Below are 26,359 nucleotides of genomic sequence, written 5' to 3' on the forward strand. Positions count from 1 at the left end.
CGCGCTAGGCGGCTTGCATCTCCCCTTTCCCAGGACGCACCCGCCATGTTGTTCGCCGCCGACGCTTTCGACGATCGACGCCCGCCCCCCATCGACCCTGCCGTCGCCGCCCGGCTCGCCGACGCGCTGGCGAGCGGCGGCGATCAGCGCATCCGGCCCGGCGCGGACGGCCGCAACCTCTATCATGCCACGGTGTTGCCGACGGACGCGCTCGCTTATGGCTCATCGACGATCAGCAGCCTATCGGAGCATGGCTTCGCGACGCTGCTCGATCACTGGCGCGACCGGCTCGGCCGGCCGATGACGGCGGACGCCTATGCCGAGGCGCTGGCCATGCTGCGCCGGCGGCTGGTCGACCATTTCAGCCTGACCGATACCGCGATCGTCTTTGCCGCATCGGGAACCGATCTCGAATATGTCGGCCTGGCTGCCGCGCACGACGGACGGCCGATCACCGCCGTTCTGCTGGGCCGCGACGAGGTCGGCAGCGGCTGCGTGCACAGCGCCGCGGGCCGCTTCTTCGCCGATGAAACCGCGATCGGCGCACGCGTCGTGGCGCGGACCCCGATCGATCCCGCCTTCGCGGACACCGAACTCGTCGATGTCGCGGTCCGCGACGCGGCAGGGCGCCCGCGCGCATCGGCGGCGGTCGCCGCCGAGCTTGCCCGGCACATCGAACGCGCCGCCGCGCAGGGCCGCCGTGCGGTCGTCCATGTCGTCCACGGATCGAAATCCGGGCTGACGCTGCCCGCCATCGCCGACGTCGAGCGACTGGCCGCGACGCACGGCGACGCCGCGCTCTTCGTCGTCGATGCCTGCCAGCTTCGCATGACGCCGGGTGCCGTGCGCCGCTACCTCACGCTCGGCTGCGTCGTGCTGATGACCGGGTCGAAATTCGTCGGCGGCCCGCCGTTCAGCGGCATCGCGCTGGTTCCGGGCGCGGTCCGCGACCGGGCCCGCCCGCTGCCCGATGGTTATCGCCGCCTCGCGGCGCGTGCCGAATGGCCGGCGGACTGGCCCGGCGCGGACAGGCTGATCGCATCCGGCAATTTCGGGCTGCTGCTGCGTGTGCAAGCCGCGATGATCGAGATGGAGCGCTTCGCCGCGCTTCCGGGCGAACAGGTTGCGCATGTGATTGCACGCTTCAGCCATCATGTTCTGCGGCTGGTCAAGCGGCTCGAACTCGCCGAAGTCCCCGGCGCGGGAACGAGCTGCCTCGCGACCGAAACGCTGCGCACGCTCGACCTGTCGGCGCGCTGGCCGGGCTGCGACTTCGACGCGGCGCGGGCCATGCACGGGCTCATCGCGCGGCAATCGCGCCAGTGGCTGGGGCACGAGATTCGCCTGGGCCAGCCGGTTCGGACGCACCAGATGTCCGACGGGCGCCCCGCGGGGACGCTGCGCCTCGCGCTCTCGATGCCGCTGATCGCGGACCTCGCGGCGGTTCCCGTCCCGGCGCTCGACACGCGGCTCGATCGCGACATGGCACTTGTCGGCGCGGCGATATCGGCCGCCGCCTCGATCGCGCTGGCAACCCCGCGACCCGCTCGCGTTGGCTGACCGCAAAAGCGGTTTTTGGACGCGACGAACGGGGCAGATTCCTCGTCCTGCCTCCGGTCGGGCACGCCTTGCCCCGGAAGCCGACGGTTTTCGGCAGCGCTTTTCGCGCGCCATTCGTTTGTCCGTGACTATGACGAAGAATATCGCCCTCTCCCGCCCCGCCTTGAGCGCGATTGCCGCGTTCGTGGCTCTCTCCACCCCCGCTGCCTTCGCGCAGGAAATGCCGACGGTGACGATGACCCCGCCGGTCGCGCCGACAACGGTCCCGGCGCCCGCTCCCGCCCCGACGACCACGCCGCCGGCGGCTGAAACATCGGCGCCGCAGCCGGTCATTCGCGTTCCCCTCGACCTAGCCCCTGCCGCGCCCGCGCCCAAAGCCGCCGCGCCGAAGGAAGCGGCCCCGGCTCAGCCCAAGCGCGCCGTCGCGAAGCCGCGCGCTGCTGCTCCTGCCGCGCCGGTCATCCCCACCGCCGCGCCGGCGGTGGAGGACGCTGCGCCCATCGTGCCCCCGGTCGCCGCACCGATCGAACCCGTTGCCGAAGCCGCTCCCGCACCGCAACCGGTCGAGCGCGCCACCACCAACGACAGCAATCTTCTTCCCTGGGAGATCGCGGGCGGTGCCGCCGCGCTGCTGCTGATCGGTGGCGCCGGCCTCGCCTTCGCTCGCCGCCGCCGCGCGACGAACGAGGTCTGGGAGTTCGACGAAGCCCTCGCCGATGCCGAATGGGTTCCGGGCGCGGCTACGGTCGCGGCCGAACCGGAGCCCGAGCCGGTGATCGCACCGCAGACTTCCCCAACCTTCGCAGCGGCGCCGAGTGGCAGCATGGGCCGCCACGAAGCGATGGCGATGGCAGGCCCGACGCCCGGCAATCCCTTCGCCACGCTGCAGAAGCGCCTCGCCCGCGCCCGCTTTCTCGACCGGCAGGAACGCGCCGAATATGAAGCGACGCTCGCGGCCCGGAAGGATATGCGCCGCAAGCCGGTGAGCGCCTGGGAAATCGCACAGCGCGAAACCCCGACCACCGCTACCGAACAGGAGGTCCGCCGCCTCGAACCCGGCCGCGCCCGCAAGGATCTGAAGCCCGGCTGGACGCGCAACTGACCGCATCTTTCGCGGCCAAGAAAAAAGGGCGGTGCCTCGCGGCGCCGCCCTTTTTCTTTTCGTCGGAATGGAGCCGGCGATCCGGCCCCCGCCCGCAAACCGAATTACTTCAGTTCGACGGTCGCGCCGGCGGCGGTCAGCTTGGCCTTCAGCTCTTCGGCTTCGGCCTTGCTCACGCCTTCCTTGACGGCCTTCGGCGCACCTTCGACGAGCGCCTTGGCTTCGCCCAGGCCCAGGCCGGTGATCGCACGGACTTCCTTGATGACGTTGATCTTGTTGCCGCCGTCACCCGTCAGGATAACGTCGAATTCGGTCTGCTCTTCAGCAGCAGCGGCGCCGGCGCCACCAGCGGCCGGAGCGGCAACCGCAACGGCAGCGGCGGCCGAAACGCCCCATTTTTCTTCGAGCAGCTTCGAAAGCTCGGCAGCTTCCAGAACGGTCAGCGCCGACAGGTCTTCAACGATCTTTGCGAGATCAGCCATTTTCATTCTCCATCAGAACCGGGAAAGCCCGGTGAATTGTTACGGTAGGTAAAAGTTTATGCCGCTTCCTTGGCGCCATAGGCACCAAAGACCCGCGCCAGCTGACCAGCCGGGGCTGCCGCGATCTGGGCAACCTTGGTGGCCGGAGCCTGGAGCAGACCGACAAGCTTGCCACGCAGTTCGTCGAGTGACGGCAGCGATGCAAGCGCCTTCACGCCTTCCACGTCGAGGATCACATCCCCCATGCCGCCGCCAACGATTTCAAGCTTGTCGTTGGTCTTGGCAAATTCCACCGCGATCTTCGCAGCCGCGACCGGATCGGTCGAGGCGGCAATGGCCGTGGGGCCGGTCAGCAGGTCGCCGATACCGGTGTAGGAGGTGCCATCGAGCGCGATCTTGGTCAGGCGGTTCTTCGCGACCTTGAAGCTCGCGCCCGCGTCGCGCATCTGCTGGCGAAGCACCGTCGACTGGGCGACGGTGAGGCCGAGGTTGCGAACAATCACAACCGAGGCGGCATTCGACAGCGTAGCGTTCAGCGAGGATACGGCTTCGGCCTTTTCAGCACGATCCATGCCTGTTTCTCCACTCATGCCCGAACGCACGCAGAAACGTGCGACCGGGCCGCTAACACACGCAAAAGCCATGCGGGACGAATCCCGCCTGTCCTTTACGCAACGATGTCCGATGGGGTCGGTCAAGCCGCGTCACCTGCATAGCAGGCGGGCGACCGATAAAAGACTGTCCCCGTCTCGGTTGGACATTAAGAAGGGCAAATTCCCTTCACCAACTGTCTCGGACGGAATTGCCGCAAGCGAACCCGCGACAACACGGGGGCGCTCATAGCGGCTATGGGGTGGAAGTCAAGGATAGCGGCGGATGTTGGCGAAAGTGTCGCGCAATGTGCGGGAAGCCTCTTGCAAAGTCTGTTTCAAGATATATCTTAGACACATCGAATCGCACAAAGGAGTTTAGAATGCGACACGAAATGAACCGGCACGGCTGCGACAAGCGCCATGCCATGCATCGCGCGATGATGCGCGAGACGATGCGCCGCGCCATGCACCGGGGCGGACGCGGCTTCGGCCATGGCGGCGGTTTCGGCCGCGGCTTCGGCGGACGCCACGGGCATGACGACGATGGCCGCGGGCGGCGCCGGCGGATGTTCGATAGCGGCGAGCTACGGCTCGTGCTGCTGAAACTGATCGCCGACGAACCGCGTCACGGATACGACCTGATCCGCCAGATCGAGGAGCTGACCGGCGGTGCCTATGCGCCGAGCCCGGGGGTCATCTATCCCACCCTCACCCTGCTGGGCGACATGGGGCTGATCGAGACGGCCGACAGCGACGGCGCGAAGAAATTGTTCGCCGCCACCGACGCCGGCCGGGCCGAGCTCGACACCAACGCCGATGCCGTCGCGGCGCTGATCACCCGCCTGACCGAAGTCGGCGAAGAGCGCCAGCGCACCGACAGCGCCTCGGTCCGCCGCGCGATGGGCAATCTGCGCACGGTGCTGATGAACCGGCTCGGCGACCGCGACATCGAGGAGGCGACGCTGCACGACATCGTCGCGCTGATCGACGAGGCCGCGCAAAAGATCGAGCGGCTGTGATGCATAGCGCAGCCGCCGACGTGCCGACCCCTCACGCGAGCAAATATCTGCAGCAGCTCTGCAAGCATTGGCAGCACAATCTCGCGGTCGTCTTCACCCCCGAGCACGGCACCGTGACCTTCCCCAAGGATGCGCGCGGCGCCGACTGGGCGGCCGATGCGCTGGTGACGTTCGATGCCGGACCCGACGCGCTGTCGGTCCGCATCGACGCCAGCAGCGACGCGCATCTGGAGGCGATGCAGGAGGTGGTCGCGCGCCACCTCGACCGCTTCGCGTTTCGCGAAGCGCCGCTGGCGTTCGACTGGCAGCGGGGGTGAGCTAAGGCTTCAGCCCGAAGCGGGCATAGTCGCGCTCGGTCGACGGCGACATCTGGCGCGCGATGGCGAGATCGGTGGCGGCGTCGGCCCCGCGCCCCGTCCGTTTGTAGACGAGCGCGCGCAGAAAGCGGCTCGACCCCATGGCCGGCACCTGCAACAGCGCGGCGTCGAGGTCGCGCAGCGCGTCTTCGTCGCGCCCCATACGCATCCACACGAGTGCGCGGCTATCGAGGATCGCGGCGCTGCTGTCGCTGAGCTCCATCGCCGAAGTGCAGTCCTTGAGCGCGGTATCGAGCGCGACGTTGCGCGTCGCCTTGATCCAGCAGCGCTGGTTGAGCATCGCCGGATTGCCGGGCTTGGTCGCGATCAGCGCGTCGAGTTCGTCAATCGCGGCCTGTGCGTCGCCATATTCGCCGACCAGCGCCGCCTTGACCGCGCGATAATCGTCGCGCGTCTTGCCGCCGAGCGCGATCCGATCGTCGAGCATCTTCGTCGCCGCGGCAACGTCGCCGCGCTCGGCGGTCAGGTTCGCGACGGTCGATATGGCGTCGATCGACGAGGGGTCGAGCTTGCGCGCCGCCTCGGCATCGACGAGCGCGCCGGCGCTGTCGCCCAGTTCGCGCCGCGCCGACGCGCGCGCCAGATAGGCGTCGACCGAGGGCAGCAGCGCGATCTGCCGCGTCAGCGTCTGAACCGCGCCCTTGTAATCGCCGATTCCCCGCTGGAACGAAGCGCTGCTGGTCAGCGCAGTGATATTTTCCTCGTCGGCCTCGGCGGCGTTCTTTTTGTATATGGCCTCGATCGCGTCGATCTGCGAGCGCGACGCCGCCTGCGCGAGATTCCAGCGCCGCGTCGCAGTGTCGGGCGCGACAAGGCGCGGAGTGCGCGCGAGGATCGTCGCCACCTTGTCGCGCTGGGCGGCAACCTCCGCCGCCGGAATCTCGATTCCCGACGAGGTCAGCGTTTCGTCGACGGTGACCGTGCTGCCCGCGAGCGTCACCGATCGGTCGACGTCATAACCGGCAAAGCGATCGTCCAGCGGCGCCACCCCGTCGAGCGTATAGCCGCGCCCGCCATCGGGAAGCTTGATCCGGAACCGGTAGCGCGCCCGGTCGGGAGCGGCGGTCACGACCGGAATATCGGCCCACGCGGCGCGGGCACGGTCGGGCTCGAACGAAATCAGGTCGGGCACGCGCGAAATCCAGCGCTCGGTGCGCAGATCGCGACGTTCCCACCCCGACGCGAACACGCCGCGCGCCTTGATCGTCACGCTGCCGTCGGCGGTGTCGGGAGTGGCGGCCAGCGTGTCATATTGCGCTTCGCCGACATAATGCTGGAGGAATTGCTCGTAGAGCTGGCGCGCTTCCTTCGGCCCGAGCTGCGACCCCGCCAGCGTCAGCAGATTGGCGAGCTGGCCGCGCACGACCATATCGAGATCGATCACCGACGGCAGGTCGATGCTGCTGCTTTCGTCGGCGGCGATCTGAAGGTCCACGGCGGGCCGCGCCGGGGCATGCAATTCGATCTTCATCGGGTCCGCGCCCGCGGCGCGAACGGGCAGCACATAGCCGAGCGCGGGAGTATCGCGAATGTCGGCAAGCCGGGTGCCGAGCATCGTTCCGTCGAGCCACAGGCTGTCGCCGCCGATCGTCGCGCGCACCAGAACATGGTTGAAGGCGAGCGCGCTCGGCACGCGCGAGGGCACCATGTCGCCGAGCGACGCGTGCGCCATTACCGGTTCGGCCTCGATCTTCATCGCGCGCAACATCGCCAGCAGCAGCAGCGTCTTTGCCTTGCAGTCGCCATAGCGCACGTTCCACGTCTTGGCCGGCGGCTGCGGCACATAGTTGCCGCCGTCCATCCCGACCGCGAGATAGCGGACCTTGTCCTGCACCAGTTGCAGCGCCATCGCCGCGCGCTTCAGCGGATCGTCGGTCGCCGCCATGATCGCGGCGACCTCGTCCGCGAGCGGGCTGCCGTCCGCGATCGTCCCCTCGGTCGCATAGAGCGGCGCCATCACCTTCGACACATCGGCCCAGCTCGTGAAGGTCGACGCCTCGATGATCGGCAGGCGCTGATAACGGACCGGCGCGTCGTCGGGCACTTCGGCCGGCTTGGGCAGCGGCAGCGCGACCGGCAGTTCCATGAAATCGCCGCTGCGCCGCGCCTTGGGTTCGGCGCCGCCCGCAAGGATTTTCCACCGCGCCGCTTCATCGGCGCGCCACGACAGCTTGTAACCCGCCTGTGCGACCCGCGCCGGCTCGGCAATCAGCGGCAGCATCGCCTGCGCCCGCCCGCCGAGCGCACCGTCCTTGACCGTCGTCGACATGCGCAGCCGCAGGATGTCGCCGGCGCGCAGCCCCTCAACCGGCAGCGTCGCCGACAGGATGCCGGTCAACTCGCGCTGTTCGAGCGATTGCTCGCGGCGCAGCACGGTGAATTTCTGCCCGCCGGCGAGCGCGTCGATCTCCGCCCCGTCGCGCAGGATCACGAGCTGGTGGATGATCAGGTCGCCCTTGTCGGGCGCCCAAGCCACGGTGATATTGCTATATTGCGACAGCTCCTCCGGGGTGCTGAGCTTGATCGCGGTGTCGGCGTAATTCCACACCGTCGCGCCGTCGATCCGCTGCTGAAAATCGAGCACCGCGAGCCCGCCGGTCACGCTTTGCGGGTCGGCCAGCTTCGCCGGGGTGACCCATGCGGGTGCGGGCTCGTACAGCGGCTGCTCGCCCGCCATCGCCATGCTCGCCGGTGCGACCAGCATCGTCGTCGCCAGCGCAAACCGCCTCCATCGGGTCATCGCCCCATTCCCCCGTCATCGACTGCCCTTCACCCTGCCTGCATGGGCAAGGCGTTCAATGCAACCGCTTTTGCATCCGAAACACGCCCATCGATCAGGCCACGATGGCGTTGCGCCTGGCGTAGAGGAAATAGACGGCGAGCCCCGCGATGTTCCAGACGCCGAACCAGAGCTGCGTCTTCACCGGCAGGCTCAGAAAGAGATAGAAACAGCCGAGCACTGCGATGATGCCGACCACCCACGGCATCGGCGCGCGAAAGGTGCGCGGCGCTTGCGGAGCGCGGCGGCGCATGATCAGCATGCATACCGACACCGCCGTGAAAGCGGCGAGCGTCCCGGCATTGGCGAGCGCCGCCAGTTCGTCGAGCGGAATGAAGCCCGCGAGGATCGCGACGACGACCGCGGTGAAGATGGTGATGCGCACCGGCGTCCCGCGCGCCGAGACCTTGGCGAGGCTGGCCGGGAGCAGCCCGTCGCGCGCCATGGTGAAGAAGATGCGGCTCTGCCCGAAGAAGAAAGCAAGGATGACGGTCGGCAGTGCGATCACCGCCGAGATGCCGAGGTATTGCGCGGCGCGCGCCTGCCCCAGTTCGCGCAGGATCAGCGCCAGCGGTTCGGGGCTGTTCGCGAAACGGCTGTAGGCAATCGCACCAACCGCCGCAAACGCGACGGCGATATAGATCAGGACGCAGGCGATCATCGACCCGACGATCCCGATCTTGAGGTCGCGATCGGGGTTCTTCGTTTCTTCGGCCGCGGTCGCGATCGCATCGAAGCCATAGAAAGCAAAAAAGATGATCGCCGCTGCCGCCATTACCCCGCGCTCGACGCCGTCGGCGCCCATATGCTTGGCAAAGCCATAGGGGCTGAAGGGCTCCAGATTGGCGGCGTCGAAGGCGGGAAGCGCCACCGCGACGAACACGACCAGCGCGGCGATCTTCACCAGCACCAGGATCGCGTTCACCGTCGCGCTTTCGCGGGTGCCGAACAGCAGCATCCCCGCGACGACGGCGATGATCGCGATCGCCGGCAAATTGACGATGCCGCCAAGCTCCGGTCCCTGCATCAGCGCCATCGGCACGTCGGCCCAGGCGTGGAGCAACGGCGCGGCATAGCCCGACCAGCCGACCGCGACCGCGCTCACCACCAGCGAATATTCGAGGATCAGGCTCCACCCGACGACCCAGGCGATCAGTTCGCCGATCACCACATAGCTGTAGGTATAGGCGCTGCCCGACGCCGGGATCATCGTCGCCATTTCGGCATAGGCGAGCGCGGCGCAGGCGCAGATCAGCCCCGCGATGGCAAAGGACAGGATCACCGCCGGTCCTGCCTTGTCGGCGCCGACGCCGATCAGCGTCAGGATGCCGGTGCCGACGATCGCTCCGACCCCAAGCGCGACGAGGTGCGGCCAGCTCAACGTCCGCGCGAGGCCCACTCCGTGCGGCTGGTCGGGAACGATCGCCTTGCGGCGCAGCAGGCTGTCGGACATGCGGTGGCTCCCCCTTTTTCCTGATGCTGCTTGTAAGGGAGTGACGCGTCAGCGCAAGATAACAACAAGGCGCTGTGCCGGGTGGGGCGGATATATGAGTTCACGCGGAGACGCGGAGGCGCGGAGAAGAAAGAGAAATATTTCGCGCAGAGAGCGCAGAGGTGATCGTTGCGGCCTGCGATCATGCGCTTCCCTTCCGCCTTCAAGGGGCGGCTACGCCGCCGATATATTCCCTTTCTCTGCGCCCTCTGCGATCTCTGCGCGAATTTTCTCTTCTCTCTTTCTTCTCCGCGCCTCCGCGTCTCCGCGTGAACCCGTCAAAGCAGCCCCTCGATCGCTTCCGCCAGCTTGGCGTCGCGTTCGGACAATCCGTCCGCGTCGTGCGTCGTCAGCAATATGTCGACGCGGTTGTAGACGTTCGACCATTCGGGGTGATGGTCCATCTTCTCTGCGATGATCGCGACGCTCGCCATGAAGCCGAAGGCCTGTGCGAAATCGTCGAATTTGAACTGGCGCGTGATCGCGTCGCGTGACGGCTCGTGCGTCCATTCGGGAAAGCGGGCGAGGAGCGCGTTGCGTTGCGCGTCATCGAGTTTCCGGACCATCTTTTTTCTCCCGCTGGTAAAGGCCGAGCGCTCGCCATAAGGAAGGGCGCGATGAGTGACAACCACGCCCTGTCCACCAATCTACCCGGCGCCTGGACCGCGGCGGCTCCCGACGCCGACGCCATCTTCGCGATGGCCGAGGCAGCGCTCGAAACGCTGCCCGCGGTGTTCCGGCCGCATATCGAGGGGGTGGTGATCGCGGTCGAGGAGTTCGCCGACGACGAAACCCTTGCCTCGCTCGGCATCGAGCATCCCTACGACCTGACCGGCCTCTATGAAGGCCGCCCGCTGACCGAGCGCAGCATCGACCAGAGCGGCGGGATGCCCGACCGGGTGACGCTTTATCGCATCCCCATCCTCGTCGAATGGATCGAGGAGGGCGAGCGGCTCGACGGACTGGTGCGCCATGTGCTGATCCACGAGATCGGTCATCATTTCGGCTTTTCGGACGAGGATATGCACGCGCTCGAGGACATGGCGTGAGCGCGCCTCCGCGCGCGGGTGGCGTGAGCGAACTGCTGCGGCTCGACGGGATCGCGTGCATCCGCGGCGACCGGCTGCTGTTCGAGGGGCTGTCGCTGACGCTGGCGCGCGGCGACGCCTTGTGGCTGCGCGGCCCCAATGGCGCCGGCAAGTCGAGCCTGATCCGCCTCGCCGCCGGGCTGCTCCGCCCCGCCGCGGGTACGGTCACGCGCCGCGAGCGCATCGCGCTGATCGACGAGGCGACGGCGCTCGACACCGAACTCCCCTTGCGCCGCGCGCTCGATTTCTGGGCGCGGGTCGATACGGTCGACGGCCATGCGGTGGACCGGGCGGTGGCCGACATGGCGCTGGCGCCGCTGTCCGACGTGCCGGTGGCGATGCTCTCGACCGGGCAGCGCAAGCGCGCCGCGATGGCGCGCGTGATCGCGAGCGGCGCGCCGATCTGGCTGCTCGACGAGCCCGCGAACGGCATGGACGACGCGGCGCAGGCGCGGCTGGTCGGTGCGATAGCAAAGCACCGGGCGAACGGAGGCGCGGTCCTGCTGGCCTCGCATTTCGCGCTGGGCGTTCCCAACCTCGCCGAACTGGATATGGGGGCGCTGGTATGACGCCCCCCACCATCGTCATTGCGAGCGTAGCGAAGCAATCCAGAGCGGTTTACGCACACTCTGGATTGCTTCGCTACGCTCGCAATGACGAAGGAAAGAAGCAATGACCGCGCTCCTCGCCCTCTTCTGGCGCGACCTCAGGCGCGCGTGGGGCAGCGGGGCGCTGTGGCTGCCGGTGGTCTTCTTCCTGCTCGTCGCGACCGCTTTCCCCTTCGCTGTCGGGCCCGATGCGCCCTTGCTCGCGCGGACCGGCGGCGGGATGATCTGGGTCGCGGCGCTGCTCGCGGCACTGCTGCCCATCGACCGCCTCGTCCGTCCCGACCGCGAGGCGGGGGTGCTCGATCAGCTCGCGGTGCGCGGCTTCGCCGACGAAGCCATCGCCGCGATCAAGATCGCCGCGCACGCCATCGGTTTCGGTCTGCCGCTACTGATCGCGCTGCTCCCCGCCGCCGCGCTGCTCGCGCAGGATGCGGCGCGGGTCGAGGTGCTCGCGACCGGGCTGCTGGTCGCGATCCCCGCCCTCGCCTCGCTCGCGGTGCTGAGCGCGGCGCTGACCGCGAATTTGAAGGGCGGGAGCGCGATCGGCGGGCTGCTCGTCCTGCCGCTCGCGGTGCCGCTGCTGATCTTCGGCGCCGGAATGCTCGACCCGTCGGGGCGCGGGGCGCTCAAGCTGCTCGCGGCGGCGAGCCTGCTACTGACGGGGATCGGGCCGTTCGCGGCAGGCGCTGCGCTGCGGGGGCTGCGGGAATAGCCGCGTTCAGCCGAAGTCAGCCGCCCTCGGTCTTGGCGCGGTAAAGCGGCAGCGGTGCAAGGACCGCCAACATAACGAAGGCGGTCATCATTGCCGGCCTGTCGTGCAGCAGCATCGAAACGCCGGTGATCAGCGCGACATGCGCCGCCAACAGCGCCCAACCCTGCCACGCGATCGGCAGGCCGCTGCCATAGCCGCGCTTCTTGGGGCGGAACCAGGGACGTCCATCGAACAGCAGGTGCAGCATGGCTTTCCTTTCGGGGTTTCGGCCCGTCAGCTCCGGGGCCGGACGAAAGCGGCAATCGCCTCGACCACCGCCGGATCGATGGGCAGCGCCGGGTTGGTGTAGGTGGCGATATTGGCCGCCGGACCATCGCCCACGACCTGTTTCAGCGTGTGGCTCATCCCTGCGACCAGCACGAGCCGCGCTTTCGGCTGGGCGGCAGCGAGCGCTTCGGCATCCCGCCGCGACACCTGCTTATCCTCGAGGCCCGAGACGATCAGGACCGGCTTGCCGATCTTCGCGATCAGCAGGGCGGGATCGTAGCGGAAGACGTCGATCAGATAATCCTGGACCGCGGGATTGAACAGTCCTTGCGCCAGCGCCGGGTGCATGGCGGACACGTCGACATGCTCGCCCTTGGCGAGCGCGTCGATCGCGGCATCGGCGTCGGCGGCGATCGGCGCATTGGCGGGGTTCGCCGCAATCTGTTCGTGCATCACGACATTCAGCTTTCGCCCGGCCGTCGAAAGCAGGACGAGGCCGCAGACGTCGGGATCGTTCGCGGCGGCGAGCGCGACGAGCCCGCCCTCGCTATGGCCCGCGACCCAGATGCAGGGCCGGCCGGAGCGCTCCTTGAGCATCTTGACCCAACTCGCGACGTCGGCGGCATAATCGCCGATCGTTACCTTGTTGGGGTCAGCGATCGCGGCGTTGCTGCCGAACATGCCGCGCTTGTCGATGCGCGCGGTCGTAACGCCTTTGGTCGCCAGTGCTTCGGCCAGCAGCCGATAGGTCGATGCCGCGACGCCCAGCGGATTGTTGCCGTCGCGGTCGGTCGGCCCCGATCCGGGGATGATCAGCATCACCGGCGCGTCGGGCGCTTCGGCGGTCAGCAGCGTGCCCGCGAGCGGACCGGCCGGACCGGGCGCCTCTATCCCGGCACTTTGCGGGACGGCCGCCACGGAGACGCCGGCCAAAGCGCCGGCCGCCGCGATCGCGACAAAAAGCCTGGCTGTTTTCATGTGTCGTCTCCGCTTTCCGCGCGCGGGCGTCCGCGCTTCGGCTGTTCGCTTGGCTTGAAGCTCACGCCGCGGCGGCCAAGTGCTTCGCGCAGCAGGATTTCGATCTCGGCGTTGGCGCTGCGCAGTTCGGCGGCCGCCAGCCGCTCGATCGCGGCGAAGAGCGCCGGATCGAGGCGGAGGGCAAAGGCTTTCTTGGCGGGCGCGGGCATCGCTCGATCCTCAATAGAGCGAGCCGGCGTTGACCACGGGCTGGGTGTCGCGCTCGCCGCACAGGACGACCATCAGGTTCGAGACCATCGCCGCCTTGCGCTCGTCGTCGAGTTCGACGACATTTTTTTCGCTGAGCTGGGTCAGCGCCATCTCGACCATCGTCACCGCGCCCTCGACCAGCTTCTTGCGCGCCGCGATCACCGCCTCGGCCTGCTGGCGGCGCAGCATCGCGCCGGCGATTTCCTGCGCATAGGCCAGGTGGGTGAGGCCGCATTCGTCGACGGTGATGCCGGCGACCTCGAGCCGCTCGATCAGCGCTTTCCTGAGTTCGACCCCGACCTCGTCGTGGTTGCCACGCAGCGTGATTTCCTGATGCTCGATGTCGTCATAGGGGTAGCGCGAACCGATCGCGCGCACCGCGGCCTCGATCTGCGCCATGACGAATTCCTTGTAATCGTCGACGTCGAACAGCGCCTGTGCGGTGTCGGTGACGCGCCATACGACCTGCGCCGCCATCTCGACTGGGTTGCCGCGGAGGTCGTTGACCTTGATCTTGTCCGAAATGACGTTGTTCGCGCGCACCGCGATCTTCTTGCGCGACAGCCAGGGAAGGATCCAGCGCAGCCCGGTCTCGCGGTCGGTGCCCTTATAGGCGCCGAACAACTGGATCGCGGCGGCTTCGTTCGGATTGATCAGGTAGAAGCCGCACAGGATGAGCGTGCCCAGGGTCGCCGCGAGAACCACGACAACCCATTTCCAGACGAGCTGAACCTCCGCCGTCCCGTTGCTGATCCCCGCCCACAGCGCGACGCCGAGCAGCGCGAGCCAGATCAGCAGCATCAGATAGCCGCTCTGCGTATTGGCGCGCGTCTCGCGACTGCGGTTCAGCGCCGGTGTCCCACTCTCGATCATGTTTCCCTCCGAATCACTCGATATAAAGATGATATCATATTTATATCGTTTTTGGGGACGGTCAATCGGGATTTGTGAAGGAGGTAGTAGCGGCCTTGGGGTGGGGAGTGGCCCCTTCCTAATTTTCGTCATTCCCGCGAAAGCGGGAACCCAGAGCGCGCGTCGGCTGACCCCACGCTGGGTTCCCGCTTTCGCGGGAATGACGAAGACAAGAGATGCTGAGCGCGACTTTCAGATTCTCGTCATCCCGGATCAAGTCCGGGATGACGATGCAAGGTGGGTCGGCTTCCGTTCGTTTCCGTGCATTCGCACAGACAAAACAAAGGGGGCACGAAGGCCCCCTTTGCTCCCCGGTTATCCAAAAGTCATTCGGTCGGGAAACCGCGCTTCGCCAGCAAGGCCTTCACGTCGGGGTCGCGGCCGCGGAAGGCGCGATAGGCTTCGGCGCGGTCGGTCTCGTTGCCGGTCATCAACAATATGGTACGGAACTTGTCGGCGACGGTGCGGTCCCACGGGCCGCCGGCTTCCTGGAACGCCGCCCAGGTGTCGGCGTCCATCGTCTCCGACCAGAGGTAGGAATAATAGCCCGCCGAATAGGCATCGCTCGAAAACAGGTGCCCGAACTGCGGCAGGCGGTGCCGCATGACGATTTCCTTCGGCATGCCGATTTCGGCCAGTGTATCGCGTTCGAACTTGTCGATGTCGGTCACCGGCACCTTGCGGTCGTGAAGCTTCATGTCGAGGATCGCGCTCGCCAGATATTCGACCGTCTCGAACCCCTGGTTGAACTTGTTCGAGGCGAGGATCTTGTCGACCAGCGCCTGCGGCATCGGCTCGCCCGTCTGATAGTGCGTCGCGAATTTCGACAGCACCTCGGGCGTCATCAGCCAATTCTCGTTCACCTGGCTCGGATATTCGACGAAGTCGCGCGGTACCCCGGCGAGCGCGGGATAATAGACGTGCTGCAGGAAATAATGGATGCCGTGCCCGAATTCGTGGAACAGCGTCGTCGCATCGTCGAGGCTGACGAGCGTCGGTTCGCCCTTCGCGCCCTCGGTGAAATTATTGTTGTTCGATGCGAGCACGTTGCGTTCGCCGCCGAGCCCCTGCTCGCTGCGATAGGTCGTCATCCACGCACCCGAGCGCTTTCCGTCGCGCGCGAAATTGTCGAGATAGAGAACGCCGACATTGGCGTTCGTCTTGAGGTTGTAGACCTCGAACGTCTTCACCTTGGGGTCGAAGACCGGGATCGTCCCGGTGTTTTCGCGGAAGCCGAGGTCGTAGAGTTGCCCCGCCTCCCAGAACATGGCGTCGCGCAGCTTGTCGAGCTGAAGATAAGGCTTCACCTCGCTTTCATCGAGGTCGTATTTCGCCTTGCGGACCTTTTCGGCATAATAGCGATAGTCCCACGGCTCGATCGTCAGCTTCGGACCCTTGCCGGCCTTGGCTTCGGCGTCGGCGATCGCCTGCATGTCGGCGACTTCCTCGTGGACGCGCGCGACCGCGGCGGGCCAGACCTTCATCATCAGCTTCATGGCGTTTTCCGGCGTCTTCGCCATCGTGTCGGCCATGCGGTAGTGCGCGTGGGTCGGGAAGCCGAGGAGCACCGCGCGTTCCTGACGCAGTTTCAGGATTTCGGCGATCGTCGCATTGGTGTCGTTGGCGTCGCCATTGTCGCCGCGATTGACGAAGGCGCGCCACACCTTTTCGCGTAGGGCGCGGTTGGTCGCGTTCTGGAGCACCGGCTGCGCTGAGGAGCGCGTGTTCTTGATCGCCCACTGGCCGGGCTTGCCCTGCGCCTCGGCGGCGTCGGCGAGCGAGGCGACGAAGCCCGGCGCGAGGCCGTCGAGTTCGGCCTTGTCGGTGACATAGGTATAGAGCTTTTCGTCGCCGAGCAGCTTCGACGAAAAGGTCGAGAACAGCCCTTCGAGCTTTGCGTTCAGATCGACGAGCTTCGCCTTGTTCGCGGGCGACAGGTTCGCGCCGTCGCGCACCATCTCGTCATAGCTGCGCTCGACGATGCGGATTTGCTGGGCGTTGAGGCCGCTGGTCAGCCTTTTGTCGTAGACCGCCTTGTAGCGCGCGAAGAGCTTCGGATCGAGGAACAGCTCGGTGTAGAATTTGGTGAGTTTCGGGCTCCATTCGGCGTCGATGTCCTCGACGCGGTCGTTCGACTTGTTCGACGTCTGGACGCCCCACAGGGCGAAAACGCGGTCCATTGTCTCACCCGCGAGCTGCATCGGGACATGGGTATTCTCGAACGTCGGCTCGGCGGGATCGTCGATCACCGCCTGCACCTCGGCCTTCACCTCGGCCATGCCCTTGGCGAAGGCGTCGGGGAAGAGTTCAGGGTCGAGCTTGTCCCACGGCGGCACCCCTTCATAGGGGCCGGTCCAGGGCTGGAGCAGCGGGTTCGCGTCGGCGGCAGCGGCGGGCTGGGGAGCGGTCTCGGCGGCGATGGTCATTGGACTATAACCCACAAGCAGGGCGGTCGATGCAAGCAGGACCGACATGGAACGGACAAAAGGCGGCGCGCGGCGCGGCATCATCATATCTCCCCGGAAGACTGGTTTCGAACGAAACCATATGGGAGAGCTTTAGCGCGAGGGAGGATGAGGGGGCAAGGGTTGGGGAACGGTTTCTCCCATCCGTCACCCCCGCGCAGGCGGGGGTCCAGCTATATTCTTCCTCTTCTTTGTGCCTTCGTGCCTTTGTGCGAGTTTCTTTTGGGCTCGCACAAAGGCACGAAGGCACAAAGAAAGCTGGACCCCCGCCTGCGCGGGGGTGACGGGGGACGTTGATTCAGCCCCCGAACCCCGGCTGCGCCAGTCCCGGCACGTCGACGCGGAAGGTGAAGAGGCCGCCCGCGTGGGGCTGGTCCCGGCGCTCTTCGTCGGTCAGGCTCTTGCCCGAGCTCGTCACGAAGGCGGTTTTCATGTCCGCCCCGCCGAGCGCGATCATCGAGGGGCGCTGGACCGGCAATTCGACGGTCTGGAGAAGTTCCCCCGCGGGCGACAGGCGCACGACGCGCCAGCCGTCCCACAGCGCCGACCAGTAGCAACCCTCGGCGTCGACCGTGCCGCCGTCGGGGCGGCCGGTGCCCATCTCGAACTGGTGGAACAGCCGCCCTTCGCCGAGCGCGCCGGTTGCGGGATCGGCCGCATAGGCGGTGAGCGCGTGGGTCGGCGTGTCGGCGTGGTAGAAAGTCCGCCCGTCGGGGCTGAATGCCGCGCCGTTGCTGGTCAGCAGCCCGCCCAACATCACTGTCAGCGACCCGTCGGAGTCGAGGCGATAGAGGGTCGCGGCGGGGTTCGTCTTGTCGCTCGTCACGCTGCCGACCCAGAAACGCCCCGCTGCGTCGACGCAGGCGTCGTTGCAGCGCTGCTCGGGGATGCCCGTCAGCATCTGCGGGCCGAAGGGACGCGGCGGCTCGCCCCAATGGTCGATCAGCGCGCAGCCGTCCTTGAGGCCCGCGATCAGCCCGCCGCCCGCGCGGGGCGCGACACAGCCGACCGGACCATCGAGCTGCATCGTTTCGGTCCCGCCCGTCGCCGGGTCGGTGCGGTGGATGCGGTGTGCGTCGATATCGACCCAATAGAGTCGCGCCTCGGCGGCATGCCAACGCGGCGATTCGCCAAGCAGCGCGCCGGCGTCGAGTAGGAGGTCGACCATGGACGAGGGCTTAGCGCGGGGCGCCGCGTCTGCCCAGCGTCTGCAAACCTATTCGCTGTGCCGTCCCCCGTTCCATATCGGCGCAGCGGGAAGGCCCCTCCGCGGGCGGCCCATAAGAAAAGGGCCGGAGTTTCCCCCGGCCCTTCCCTAAATCGATGTCGGTGCCGATCAGGCGCCGGCGACGTCCGCCGTGTCGATCTTCACGCCCGGGCCCATCGACGACGACAGCGCGATCTTGCGGACATATTTGCCCTTCGCACCGGCCGGCTTGGCCTTGACGATCGCGTCGACGAAGGCGTCGAAGTTCTGGCGCAGCTTTTCCTCGCCGAACGACAGCTTGCCGATGCCGGCGTGGATGATGCCGACCTTTTCGACGCGGAATTCGATCTGACCGCCCTTGGCGGCCTTCACGGCTTCGGCGACGTTCGGGGTGACGGTGCCCAGCTTCGGGTTCGGCATCAGGCCCTTCGGACCCAGCGTCTTGCCGAGGCGGCCGACGATGCCCATCATGTCCGGCGTCGCGATGACGCGGCCATAGTCGAGGTTGCCCGCGAGCATGTCTTCCATCAGATCTTCGGCACCCACCTTGTCGGCGCCGGCGGCCAGCGCCTTGTCGGCATTGTCGCCGCGCGCGAAGACCGCGACCTTGACGTCCTTGCCGGTGCCGGCGGGCAGCGTGACGACGCCGCGGACCATCTGGTCGGCATGACGCGGATCGACGCCCAGGTTCATCGCGATTTCCAGCGTTTCGTCGAACTTGGCCGAGGCCAGCTCGCGCACCGTCTTGATCGCTTCGTCGACGCCGTGCAGCTTCAGCGCGTCGACCTTGCCCTCGAGGGCCTTCTGCTTCTTGGTCAGCTTGGCCATGTTCAGCCCTCCGTCACTTCGAGGCCCATCGAGCGGGCGCTGCCTTCGATGATCTTCGTCGCCTGTTCGATGTCGTTGGCGTTGAGATCCTTCATCTTGATCTCGGCGATTTCGGCGAGCTTCGAGCGTGCGATCTTGCCGCCGCTGATCTTGCCGGGCTCCTTCGAACCCGATTTCAGGTTCGCGGCCTTCTTGATCAGATAGGTCGCCGGGGGCGTCTTGGTGACGAAGGAAAAGCTCTTGTCGGCGAAGACGGTGATGATGGTCGGGGTCGGCGTGCCCTTTTCCATGGAATCGGTCGCGGCGTTGAATGCCTTGCAGAATTCCATGATGTTGACGCCGCGCTGACCCAGCGCCGGCCCGAGCGGCGGCGACGGGTTGGCGGTGCCGGCGGGCACCTGCAGCTTGATGTAGCCGCTGATTTTCTTGGCCATGATGGCCTCCTTTCTTTCTGTCGCCCCGGACCATGATCCGGAGCTCAAAATAAGCGGTCGAACGGAAGAGCATCACCCCCTCCTCCCGCGCGGAATCACGCCCGTATCTGACGCGAAGCGGCGCCGTTAGCCGCAAACCGGCCGCAAAGCAAGGCTTTTAGCCCTGCGGAACCAGGCGGATCAGCCCTTCCTGCACCGCCGATGCGATCAGCGTGCCGTCCTGGCGATAGATGAGGCCGCGATTGATACCGCGCCCGCCGCCGCCCCAGTCGCTGTCCATGACATAGACGAACCAGTCGTCGACGCGAATGTCGTCATGGAACCACATCGCATGGTCGAGGCTGGTCGAGAACAGCCCCGGCTGGGTCCAGGTCAGTCCGTGCGGCACCATCGCCGACGACAGCAGGCCCATGTCCGACGCATAAGCGAGCAGCGCACGATGGGTCAGCGGATCGTCGCCGACGGGGGCCGCGATGCGGAACCATTCATAATGCATCGTCGACGCGGCACCCGCGGGCGGGCGGAAGCTGCGCACCTCGAACGGGTGGTTGGTCGCCATTTGCTCGAGCCGCGCGTCGTCGATCAGCGGATCGGCAGCGATCACGTCGCCGAAATCACGGCATTGTTCGGGCGGAAGCAGCTCGGGCATCGGCGCCTGATGCGTCAGCCCCTGTTCCGGCGCCTGGAACGAGGCGGTGAGGTTGAAGATCACCTTGCCGTCCTGTCGCACGACGACACGGCGGTTCGCGAAGCTGCGCCCGTCGAAATCGCGGTGAACGCGGAAATGGAGCGGCTTCGCCTCGTCGCCGCCACGCAGGAAATAGGCGTGAAGCGAATGGACGACCTTGCCCGGATCGACGGTGCGTGCGGCTGCCACCATCGCCTGCGCGATCACCTGTCCGCCGAAGATGCGCTGACGCATCGGCTTCCTGAAGGCCGGAAAGGTAAACTCATCGGGCTCTTCGGCCGCTTCGAGATCGAACAGCTTGACGACGCGGCGCACGACGCGCTCGCGGTCGATCGAGGCGTGAATGGCGCGCGCGCGATCGGCACGCGCCTGAATCGCCTCGGGAGAGAGAGTTGTCACCAGGGGGCCCCTTTCCGTCATCCCGGCGAAAGCCGGGATCGCTCACGGTCACCCATGCCGCCAGCGGCCCCGGCGTTCGCCGGGGCGGCGCTTATTTCATCCGTTCGACCTGCTCGAAATCGAGTTCGACCGGGGTCGCGCGGCCGAAGATCGACACGCTGACCTTGACGCGCGCCTTGTCGAAATCGAGTTCCTCGACGACGCCGTTGAAGCTCGCGAACGGGCCTTCGAGCACCTTGACCTGATCGCCGATCTCGTAATCGACGCGGATCTCGGTCTTGGGACGTGCCGCAGCCTCTTCCTTGCTGTTGAGGATGCGCGCGGCCTCGGCCTCGCTGATCGCCTGCGGTTTGCCCATCGAGCCGAGGAAGCCCGTGACCTTCGGCGTGTTCTTGACGAGGTGATAGACATCGTCGGTCATCGTCAGCTTGGCGAGGACATAGCCGGGGAAGAATTTCCGTTCGGCCTGCACCTTCTTGCCGCGCTTCACCTCGGTGACGGTCTCGACCGGCACCTCGACCGATTCGACGAGCTGCGACAGCCCCATGCGCTCGGCCTCCGCGAGCACCGAATCGCGGACCTTGTTCTCGAAGCCCGAATAGGCGTGAATGATGTACCAGCGCGCCATGATGCGTGTCCCTTTTATCCCTGCGGTGCCGCGCTTAGCGCGCGAGCGACGTCAGCCAGCTGACGATGAATTTGAAAACCGAATCGACGCCGAAGAAGAAGAGCGCGAGGATGGTCGTCATGATCAGCACCATGATCGTCGTCTGCACCGTCTCGCGGCTCGACGGCCACACGATCTTGGTGGCTTCGGTTTTCACCTGGTTGACGAATTCGCCAATCTTGGGCCTCGCCATATCGATCGTCCTGTCCTTCAAGCGCCGTGGGTTCCGGCCAGATGGGTTGCCGCCCCTGCCGCGTCAAGCGGGCTTTGGGCAAGTGTCCGCCCACCCTCCCCGGCGATGCCGGCGAAAGGCGGAAGGAAACGGCGCAACTGTCCGAATGGGCGGCCTTTACCCGCGCGCCCCGGCCTTGGCAAGCGATTGCGGCTCAGGCGGGCGCCGACAGCTTCATCAGCACCAGCCCCGACACGATCAGCAGCGCGGCAACGATCCGCATCGCGCTCGCGGTCTCGCCCAGGACCGCGATGCCGACCAGAAACGCCCCCACCGCGCCGATCCCGGTCCAGATGGTATAGGCGGTGCCCAATGGCAGCGATTTCATCGCCAGCGACAGCAAGGCAAAGCTCGCGATCATCGCGGCGATGGTGACGGCGGTCGGTCCGGGCCGCGTGAACCCTTCCGACTGCTTCATCGCGGCGGCCCAGACGACTTCGAACAGACCGGCGATGACAAGATAGATCCAGGGCATGTCAGCCTCCTTCGAGGACCCAGGCCCACGATTTACGGGTTCGAGGCGTCGAAATGGCGAAGAGATCGGGTTTGGGCGGGTGCAGCGGGTAGCATCGCTACCCGCAAGGCCGCGCAGGCCCGAGATCGAAGCCATTTCGGCGTCGCTTCGCGATTTGACCGATTTTGCCCATGGCTTCGTCGAAAAGTCTTGAAATATATTCATATTCCTTCGCCTTTCCTCCTCGCCCTGAGCAAAATCGCTTCAAACCTCGAGCCCGTAAATCGTGGGCCTGGGTCCTAAGCTGCCGGGCCGTCCCGGACCTGATACCCGCCCCGAAACCCGACGAGGCCGGCGGGGACGTGGCCCCTTTTTTGGCGCGATCCGGCGCGATGCGCACGCCTTCACAAATTCTTTAGATCGTCTTCAGGACATCCAAGTCAAGCGCCGATAGACCAGCCCCACCTCGCATCTCTCCATGCGACCCAGGGATGTGGGTAGCCCCGTCGCGCCATCGGCTCGGCGGGGTTTTTCCTGCACTCGTTTGTCCCGCGAAGGCGATCGCCACCCGGTCGGGGTGACCGGCCGCGCTTTCTATCGGCGCAGTCAGAGCGTCGCCAGCACAGCTCCCGCCCTCCAGCGCCCAGCGTATATGGTCCCCGGCCGCAACCGATGCATATTTCACGATGGACGTTGCTAATGAGATTGACTCGCATTAGTAGCCCTCGCGAATAGCAATCGAGCTCGAAGGGGGCCTTTCATGACAGCCGCGCGTTTCACCCTGCTGGTCTGCACCGCACTTGCAAGCGGGCAGGTTCTCGCCGAGGAGGCCGCATCGACGGCAGAGGAGTCGCAGGACCAGATCGTCGTCACCGGCTATGCGGGAACCAAGACCGATACCGCGTTGATGGAATTGCCGCAGCCGATCAAGGTGATCACCGCCGAACAATATGAGGCCCAGGGGGCGATCAACATCAGCGACACGGTGAAATATGCCGCGGGTGTCCTGGCCAATCCCTATGGCCGCGACACCCGCGTCGACGGCTTCAACGTGCGCGGCCTCGACGCGTTGCAGTTCCGCGACGGCATGCGCGACATCTTCTCCTATTATGCCAGCATCACTTCCGACCCCTATAATTTCTCGCGCGTCGAAATCGTGCGCGGCCCCGCCTCGGTGCTGTTCGGCCAGGGCTCGATCGGCGGCATCGTCAATCTCGTCAGCAAGACGCCCGACTTCGACACGCGCGGCGAAATCAACCTCGTCTATGGCAGCTATGACCGCAAGGAAGTGCTCGGCGACTTCAACCTCGCGCTCGCCGACAATCTCGCGGTCCGCTTCGTCGGCCGCGCGCGCGACGCCGACACTTATGTCGACCATGTGCCCGACGACCGCGTGATGTTCGCGCCCTCGATCCGCTGGCAGCCGACGCCCGACACCGACGTCGTGCTGACCGGCCTCTATCAGGAGGACGATACCGGCTCGACCTCGCAATTCCTGCCGATCGTCGGCACCTTCAGGCCCAACACCGTCGCCGGCGAACAACTCGATCGCTACACCTTCGTCGGCAAGGCCGGTTGGGACCGCTATGCCGGCCGTTCGCTGCAAGGCGGCGGATCGATCACGCATCGCTTCTCGGACAATGTGACGCTCAGCCTGAAGGCTCGCTATATCGACAGCGACCTCGAATATAACACCCATTATGCCGACAGCTATACGAACCCGCAGGATCCTTTCTCGGTCTACGGCACCAATGGGCGCACCATGCTCCTCATCGCCGACGCCAGCGACGCGCGGATGAACGTCTTCTCCACCGACAATAATCTCCAATTCAACTTCAACACCGGCGCCAATATCGAGCACAAGCTGCTGGTCGGTCTCGATTACAGCTGGAACAAGGTGCAAAAGCGCTATGCTGGCGGCTACGAACTCGTCGACCTCTACGACATCGATTATGATGCGCTACTGACCTATGATCCGACCGGCCCCTTCACCTCGGAAAGCCAGAAACAGCTTGGCATCTATGTCCAGGATCAGATTCGCTTCTATGACCGCGTCTCGGTCGTGCTCGGCGCGCGCCGCGACCGGGTCACCGGCTCGTCGGGCCAGAAGGACAATGCCACCACCTTCCGCGCCGGGATCATCGGCGAGATCGGCGCGGGCTTCTCCCCCTTCTTCAGCTATACCGAAAGCTTCCTGCCGGTCGCCGGTCGCATCGACAATGGCGACGGCAGCTTCGGCGATCCCTACCGGCCACAGACCGGAACGCAATATGAGGCGGGCGTGAAATGGCAGCCCGCACCCGGCACGCTCGTCACCGCCACCGTCTTCAAGATCAAGGAGCGCAATCGCGTCCTTTATCTGGCGGCCGGCGGCACGACCCAGTCGGGCGAACTCAACACCAAGGGTTTCGAGATCGAGGCCAGTCACACCCTGCCTGGCAATTTCGAACTGCTGGCCAACTATGGCTATGCCAAGCTGAGGTCGGAAACCAACACCAGCCTCGATTACATGCCGCGCCACACCGCGTCGCTCTGGTCGACCAAAAGTTTCGGCCTCGCCGATGAAGCCCGGCTGCGCCTGGGCGCCGGCGTCGTCTACAGCGGCAAGAGCATCTCGACCAGCGACGTCTGGTCGATCGTCACCCCGTCGCGCACGACGGTCGATGCGCTGGCGGAAATCAACTGGAACAGCTGGCGCTTCGCGATCAACGCCACGAATCTTCTGGGCAACAAATATTTCGCCTCCTGCCTCGCGCGTGGCGACTGCTTCATCGGCGCGCCGCGCAACGTGATGGCCACGGTCGGCTACCGCTTCCGGTGAGCGGCGCCTCGCCCCTCGTCTGGGCTGGCGCGGCGACCGCGATCCTCGGCGTGCTGCTGCTTCGCCGCGCCTGGGGCCTGCCCCGGCGCTCGGCGGCGCTGAACGGCGCGGCGTGGGCGCTGCTCCTTCTCGGCGCCGCGCTCGGTATCGCCGGCAACGGCGCGTGGGGCGCGGCCATGGTGTCGCTGTTCGGCATGGGGACAGCAGCGCTGCTTCTCGCCGGGGCCGCCGCGACCTCGCGGCCGGGCAAGACACGCGCGTCGGACCGCAAGGCACACATGCTCCCCGCGCAGGGCGAGCCGCGGCGGATCGGGCGCCGACTGCTGACCTTCCTCGTCACCGTGCCGCTCGCGATGCTCGTCTCGCTGCTGGTGGCGCTCGCCGCACGCGCGCTCGCGGCGCTCGGCGGCTGGGCGGAGGCCGACAGCAACGCGCTCACGCTGTTGCTGTTGCCGCTCCTCTGGGGCATCCTCGCCTTCGCACTGCTGATGATGCCGTGGCGGCGCACGCAGATTCTGTGGCTGCTGCTCCCCGCGGCGGCGAGCCTCGGGCTGATCTGGATCGGAGGGGCTGCATGACCGGACCGGTCGACAAGGGGATGGTGCAGCAAGCCCTTTCAGCGCACGCCGCGATCGGGCTGCTCGCCTCGGCGCTTCTCTATCTCGTTTGTCTGACGGGCACGATCGTCGTCTTCTATCAGGAATGGCAGCGGATCGAGCAGCCCGCGGCGCCCGAAATGGCGCGCATGGCGCCAGACGCGGTGCAAAAGGCGGTCGCCGCGGTCCTGGCAACCGAAAAGGGCAAGCCCGCGACGACGCATCTCTATGTCCATCTGCCCGTCCCCGACCTGCCGCGCGCGACGATCACGACCGACAGCCAGGCAGTCCACGTCGACGCGACCGGCGCGATAGCGGAGCCCGAAGGGAACGCCTGGTCCGAATTCCTGCTCGCGGTCCACTATTCGCTCAACATCCCCGGGCTCGTCGGCCTGATCATCGTCGGCCTGTTGGGGGTGATGATCGTCGCGCTGTCGCTGTCGGGCGTGATCGCCCACCCGCGCATCTTCCGCGACGCCTTTCGCCTGCGCGCCCGCGACAAGGAAGGAGTCGGGCTCGCCGACTGGCACAACCGGCTGAGCGTCTGGTCGCTGCCCTTTGCGCTCGCGATCGCGCTTACCGGCGCGATGATCGGGCTCGGCACGATCGGCACCTACGGCCTTGCCGCGAGCTTCTACAAGGGCGACGTCGAGGCGGCCTATGCGCCGATCTTCGGCGGCGAAGCCAAGCCCGACCCGCGCCCCGCTCCGCTCGCCGATGTCAGCGCGCCGCTTGCGTGGATCGCCGCCACCCATCCCGAGCTGCGCCCCACCTACATCATCCTCCACGACCCCGGCACGCGCGGCCAGCATGTCCAGCTCCTCGCCGAACATCCGCAGCGGCTGATCTACGGCGAAAGCTATAATTTCGACGCAGACGGCCGTTTCCTCGGCGCGGTCGGGCTCGCCGACGGCCATCTCGGGCAGCAGATGGCCGCCTCGACCTACAATCTCCACTTCGGGAATTTCGGGGGGCTCCCGGTCAAACTCGCCTATTTCGGGCTCGGCCTCGCGCTCACGGTCGTCGTCGCGACCGGCACCTCGATCTGGCTCGGCAAGCGCGCGCGCCGCGGCCTTCACGAACCGAGGCTGCGCAGCCTGTGGGACGCGGTGCTGTGGGGCGTGCCGCTCGCGCTGACGCTCACCTTCCTCGCACGGATACTCGCCGGCAACGCCGCGCCGCTCACCGCGATCTTCTGGACCCTCACGGCGCTGATCCTGCTTGCCGCCGCGATCCGCCCCGAACCGCGGCCGAAGCGGCTTCTGCAAGGATTCTTCCTTGTCAGCCTGGTAGCCAGCCCGATCGCCGTGCTCGCGGGATAATCGCGCCCGCCTTGGGATGGGAGGAATG

The 26,359-nt window shown here is 66.4% G+C and carries 27 protein-coding genes; 10 read left to right on the top strand and 17 right to left on the bottom strand.

The features are described from left to right. The first annotated feature begins 45 nt into the window (after positions 1-45). Both ACVENA_RS13950 and ACVENA_RS13955 read left to right on the top strand, forming a co-directional pair. Entirely contained in the window at positions 46-1,560 is a 1,515-nt protein-coding gene (locus ACVENA_RS13950) for a hypothetical protein (RefSeq protein ID WP_449325848.1), read from the top strand. A 130-nt stretch (positions 1,561-1,690) separates the two neighbouring features. After that, positions 1,691-2,662, top strand: a complete 972-nt coding sequence (locus ACVENA_RS13955; protein ID WP_449325849.1) for a hypothetical protein — start codon at positions 1,691-1,693, stop codon at positions 2,660-2,662. Between the two features lie 104 nt (positions 2,663-2,766). On the opposite strand, the gene rplL is transcribed toward ACVENA_RS13955, so the two are convergent. Both rplL and rplJ read right to left on the bottom strand, forming a co-directional pair. Next, positions 2,767-3,144 carry a 50S ribosomal protein L7/L12 gene (gene rplL, locus ACVENA_RS13960; protein WP_257543950.1) on the bottom strand — a complete coding sequence of 126 codons (378 nt, stop codon included), beginning with the start codon at positions 3,142-3,144 and terminating at the stop codon, positions 2,767-2,769. Between the two features lie 56 nt (positions 3,145-3,200). Beyond that, positions 3,201-3,716 (bottom strand): 50S ribosomal protein L10, encoded by a 516-nt coding sequence (gene rplJ, locus ACVENA_RS13965; protein WP_449328941.1) that lies wholly within the window; start codon positions 3,714-3,716, stop codon positions 3,201-3,203. Between the two features lie 473 nt (positions 3,717-4,189). Between rplJ and ACVENA_RS13970 the strand changes: the two genes are divergently transcribed. Further along, entirely contained in the window at positions 4,190-4,756 is a 567-nt protein-coding gene (locus ACVENA_RS13970; protein ID WP_449328942.1) for a PadR family transcriptional regulator, read from the top strand. Beyond that, positions 4,756-5,073 (top strand): DUF2218 domain-containing protein, encoded by a 318-nt coding sequence (locus ACVENA_RS13975; RefSeq protein ID WP_449325850.1) that lies wholly within the window; start codon positions 4,756-4,758, stop codon positions 5,071-5,073. The genes ACVENA_RS13970 and ACVENA_RS13975 overlap by 1 nt, the downstream gene beginning before the upstream one ends. A gap of 1 nt (position 5,074) precedes the next feature. Here ACVENA_RS13975 and ACVENA_RS13980 read toward each other — a convergent pair whose 3' ends face one another. The 3 genes from ACVENA_RS13980 to ACVENA_RS13990 all read right to left on the bottom strand — a co-directional run bounded on the left by ACVENA_RS13980 (position 5,075) and on the right by ACVENA_RS13990 (position 9,970). Beyond that, complete coding sequence (locus ACVENA_RS13980) at positions 5,075-7,873, bottom strand: DUF3857 domain-containing protein (RefSeq protein WP_449325851.1); 2,799 nt, start codon at positions 7,871-7,873, stop codon at positions 5,075-5,077. 94 nt (positions 7,874-7,967) lie between these two features. After that, positions 7,968-9,365, bottom strand: a complete 1,398-nt coding sequence (locus ACVENA_RS13985) for an amino acid permease (RefSeq protein WP_449325852.1) — start codon at positions 9,363-9,365, stop codon at positions 7,968-7,970. Positions 9,366-9,682: 317 nt separating this feature from the next. After that, positions 9,683-9,970, bottom strand: a complete 288-nt coding sequence (locus tag ACVENA_RS13990) for a 4a-hydroxytetrahydrobiopterin dehydratase (protein ID WP_449325853.1) — start codon at positions 9,968-9,970, stop codon at positions 9,683-9,685. Between the two features lie 51 nt (positions 9,971-10,021). On the opposite strand from ACVENA_RS13990, the gene ACVENA_RS13995 reads away from it, so the two are divergent. From ACVENA_RS13995 to ACVENA_RS14005, 3 genes are all read left to right on the top strand, one after another. After that, entirely contained in the window at positions 10,022-10,453 is a 432-nt protein-coding gene (locus ACVENA_RS13995) for a metallopeptidase family protein (protein ID WP_257543960.1), read from the top strand. A 23-nt stretch (positions 10,454-10,476) separates the two neighbouring features. After that, positions 10,477-11,061, top strand: a complete 585-nt coding sequence (gene ccmA / locus ACVENA_RS14000) for a heme ABC exporter ATP-binding protein CcmA (RefSeq protein WP_449328943.1) — start codon at positions 10,477-10,479, stop codon at positions 11,059-11,061. Positions 11,062-11,164: 103 nt separating this feature from the next. Continuing rightward, a complete protein-coding gene (locus ACVENA_RS14005; RefSeq protein ID WP_449325854.1) occupies positions 11,165-11,812 on the top strand; it encodes a heme exporter protein CcmB in 648 nt (215 codons plus the stop codon). A 16-nt stretch (positions 11,813-11,828) separates the two neighbouring features. Here ACVENA_RS14005 and ACVENA_RS14010 read toward each other — a convergent pair whose 3' ends face one another. The 12 genes from ACVENA_RS14010 to ACVENA_RS14065 form a co-directional block, all read right to left on the bottom strand. Then, positions 11,829-12,059: a hypothetical protein gene (locus tag ACVENA_RS14010; protein ID WP_449325855.1), complete on the bottom strand. Its 231-nt coding sequence runs from the start codon at positions 12,057-12,059 to the stop codon at positions 11,829-11,831. Between the two features lie 26 nt (positions 12,060-12,085). Further along, positions 12,086-13,057 carry an alpha/beta hydrolase gene (locus ACVENA_RS14015; protein WP_449325856.1) on the bottom strand — a complete coding sequence of 324 codons (972 nt, stop codon included), beginning with the start codon at positions 13,055-13,057 and terminating at the stop codon, positions 12,086-12,088. Next, complete coding sequence (locus ACVENA_RS14020; protein ID WP_257543971.1) at positions 13,054-13,266, bottom strand: toxin-antitoxin system HicB family antitoxin; 213 nt, start codon at positions 13,264-13,266, stop codon at positions 13,054-13,056. The genes ACVENA_RS14015 and ACVENA_RS14020 overlap by 4 nt, the downstream gene beginning before the upstream one ends. Before the next feature lie 10 nt (positions 13,267-13,276). Next, positions 13,277-14,179: an SPFH domain-containing protein gene (locus tag ACVENA_RS14025; RefSeq protein WP_449325857.1), complete on the bottom strand. Its 903-nt coding sequence runs from the start codon at positions 14,177-14,179 to the stop codon at positions 13,277-13,279. 365 nt (positions 14,180-14,544) lie between these two features. Next, on the bottom strand, positions 14,545-16,644 hold the full coding sequence (locus ACVENA_RS14030) for a M3 family metallopeptidase (RefSeq protein WP_449325858.1): 2,100 nt from the start codon (positions 16,642-16,644) through the stop codon (positions 14,545-14,547). Between the two features lie 337 nt (positions 16,645-16,981). After that, on the bottom strand, positions 16,982-17,851 hold the full coding sequence (locus ACVENA_RS14035) for an SMP-30/gluconolactonase/LRE family protein (RefSeq protein ID WP_449325859.1): 870 nt from the start codon (positions 17,849-17,851) through the stop codon (positions 16,982-16,984). 168 nt (positions 17,852-18,019) lie between these two features. Next, positions 18,020-18,718, bottom strand: coding sequence for a 50S ribosomal protein L1 (gene rplA / locus ACVENA_RS14040; protein ID WP_257543981.1), 699 nt, complete (start codon positions 18,716-18,718; stop codon positions 18,020-18,022). A 2-nt stretch (positions 18,719-18,720) separates the two neighbouring features. Continuing rightward, on the bottom strand, positions 18,721-19,152 hold the full coding sequence (rplK, locus tag ACVENA_RS14045; protein WP_058808269.1) for a 50S ribosomal protein L11: 432 nt from the start codon (positions 19,150-19,152) through the stop codon (positions 18,721-18,723). 157 nt (positions 19,153-19,309) lie between these two features. Beyond that, complete coding sequence (locus ACVENA_RS14050) at positions 19,310-20,239, bottom strand: acyl-CoA thioesterase (RefSeq protein ID WP_257543987.1); 930 nt, start codon at positions 20,237-20,239, stop codon at positions 19,310-19,312. 91 nt (positions 20,240-20,330) lie between these two features. After that, complete coding sequence (gene nusG / locus ACVENA_RS14055; protein WP_242777348.1) at positions 20,331-20,867, bottom strand: transcription termination/antitermination protein NusG; 537 nt, start codon at positions 20,865-20,867, stop codon at positions 20,331-20,333. 34 nt (positions 20,868-20,901) lie between these two features. Then, positions 20,902-21,099, bottom strand: coding sequence for a preprotein translocase subunit SecE (gene secE / locus ACVENA_RS14060; RefSeq protein WP_257543992.1), 198 nt, complete (start codon positions 21,097-21,099; stop codon positions 20,902-20,904). Between the two features lie 193 nt (positions 21,100-21,292). Further along, positions 21,293-21,613, bottom strand: coding sequence for a DMT family transporter (locus ACVENA_RS14065; RefSeq protein WP_257543994.1), 321 nt, complete (start codon positions 21,611-21,613; stop codon positions 21,293-21,295). A 739-nt stretch (positions 21,614-22,352) separates the two neighbouring features. On the opposite strand from ACVENA_RS14065, the gene ACVENA_RS14070 reads away from it, so the two are divergent. Genes ACVENA_RS14070 through ACVENA_RS14080 form a run of 3 tightly spaced genes read left to right on the top strand, consistent with a single transcriptional unit; the run spans position 22,353 to position 26,331 of the window. Continuing rightward, complete coding sequence (locus tag ACVENA_RS14070; RefSeq protein WP_449325860.1) at positions 22,353-24,413, top strand: TonB-dependent siderophore receptor; 2,061 nt, start codon at positions 22,353-22,355, stop codon at positions 24,411-24,413. Beyond that, positions 24,410-24,991, top strand: coding sequence for a hypothetical protein (locus ACVENA_RS14075; RefSeq protein WP_257543998.1), 582 nt, complete (start codon positions 24,410-24,412; stop codon positions 24,989-24,991). Before ACVENA_RS14070 ends, ACVENA_RS14075 begins: the two co-directional genes overlap by 4 nt. Next, positions 24,988-26,331 carry a PepSY-associated TM helix domain-containing protein gene (locus tag ACVENA_RS14080; protein WP_449325861.1) on the top strand — a complete coding sequence of 448 codons (1,344 nt, stop codon included), beginning with the start codon at positions 24,988-24,990 and terminating at the stop codon, positions 26,329-26,331. The genes ACVENA_RS14075 and ACVENA_RS14080 overlap by 4 nt, the downstream gene beginning before the upstream one ends. Positions 26,332-26,359: the final 28 nt, after the last annotated feature.

The sequence above is a fragment of the Sphingopyxis sp. 550A genome, from assembly GCF_053569535.1.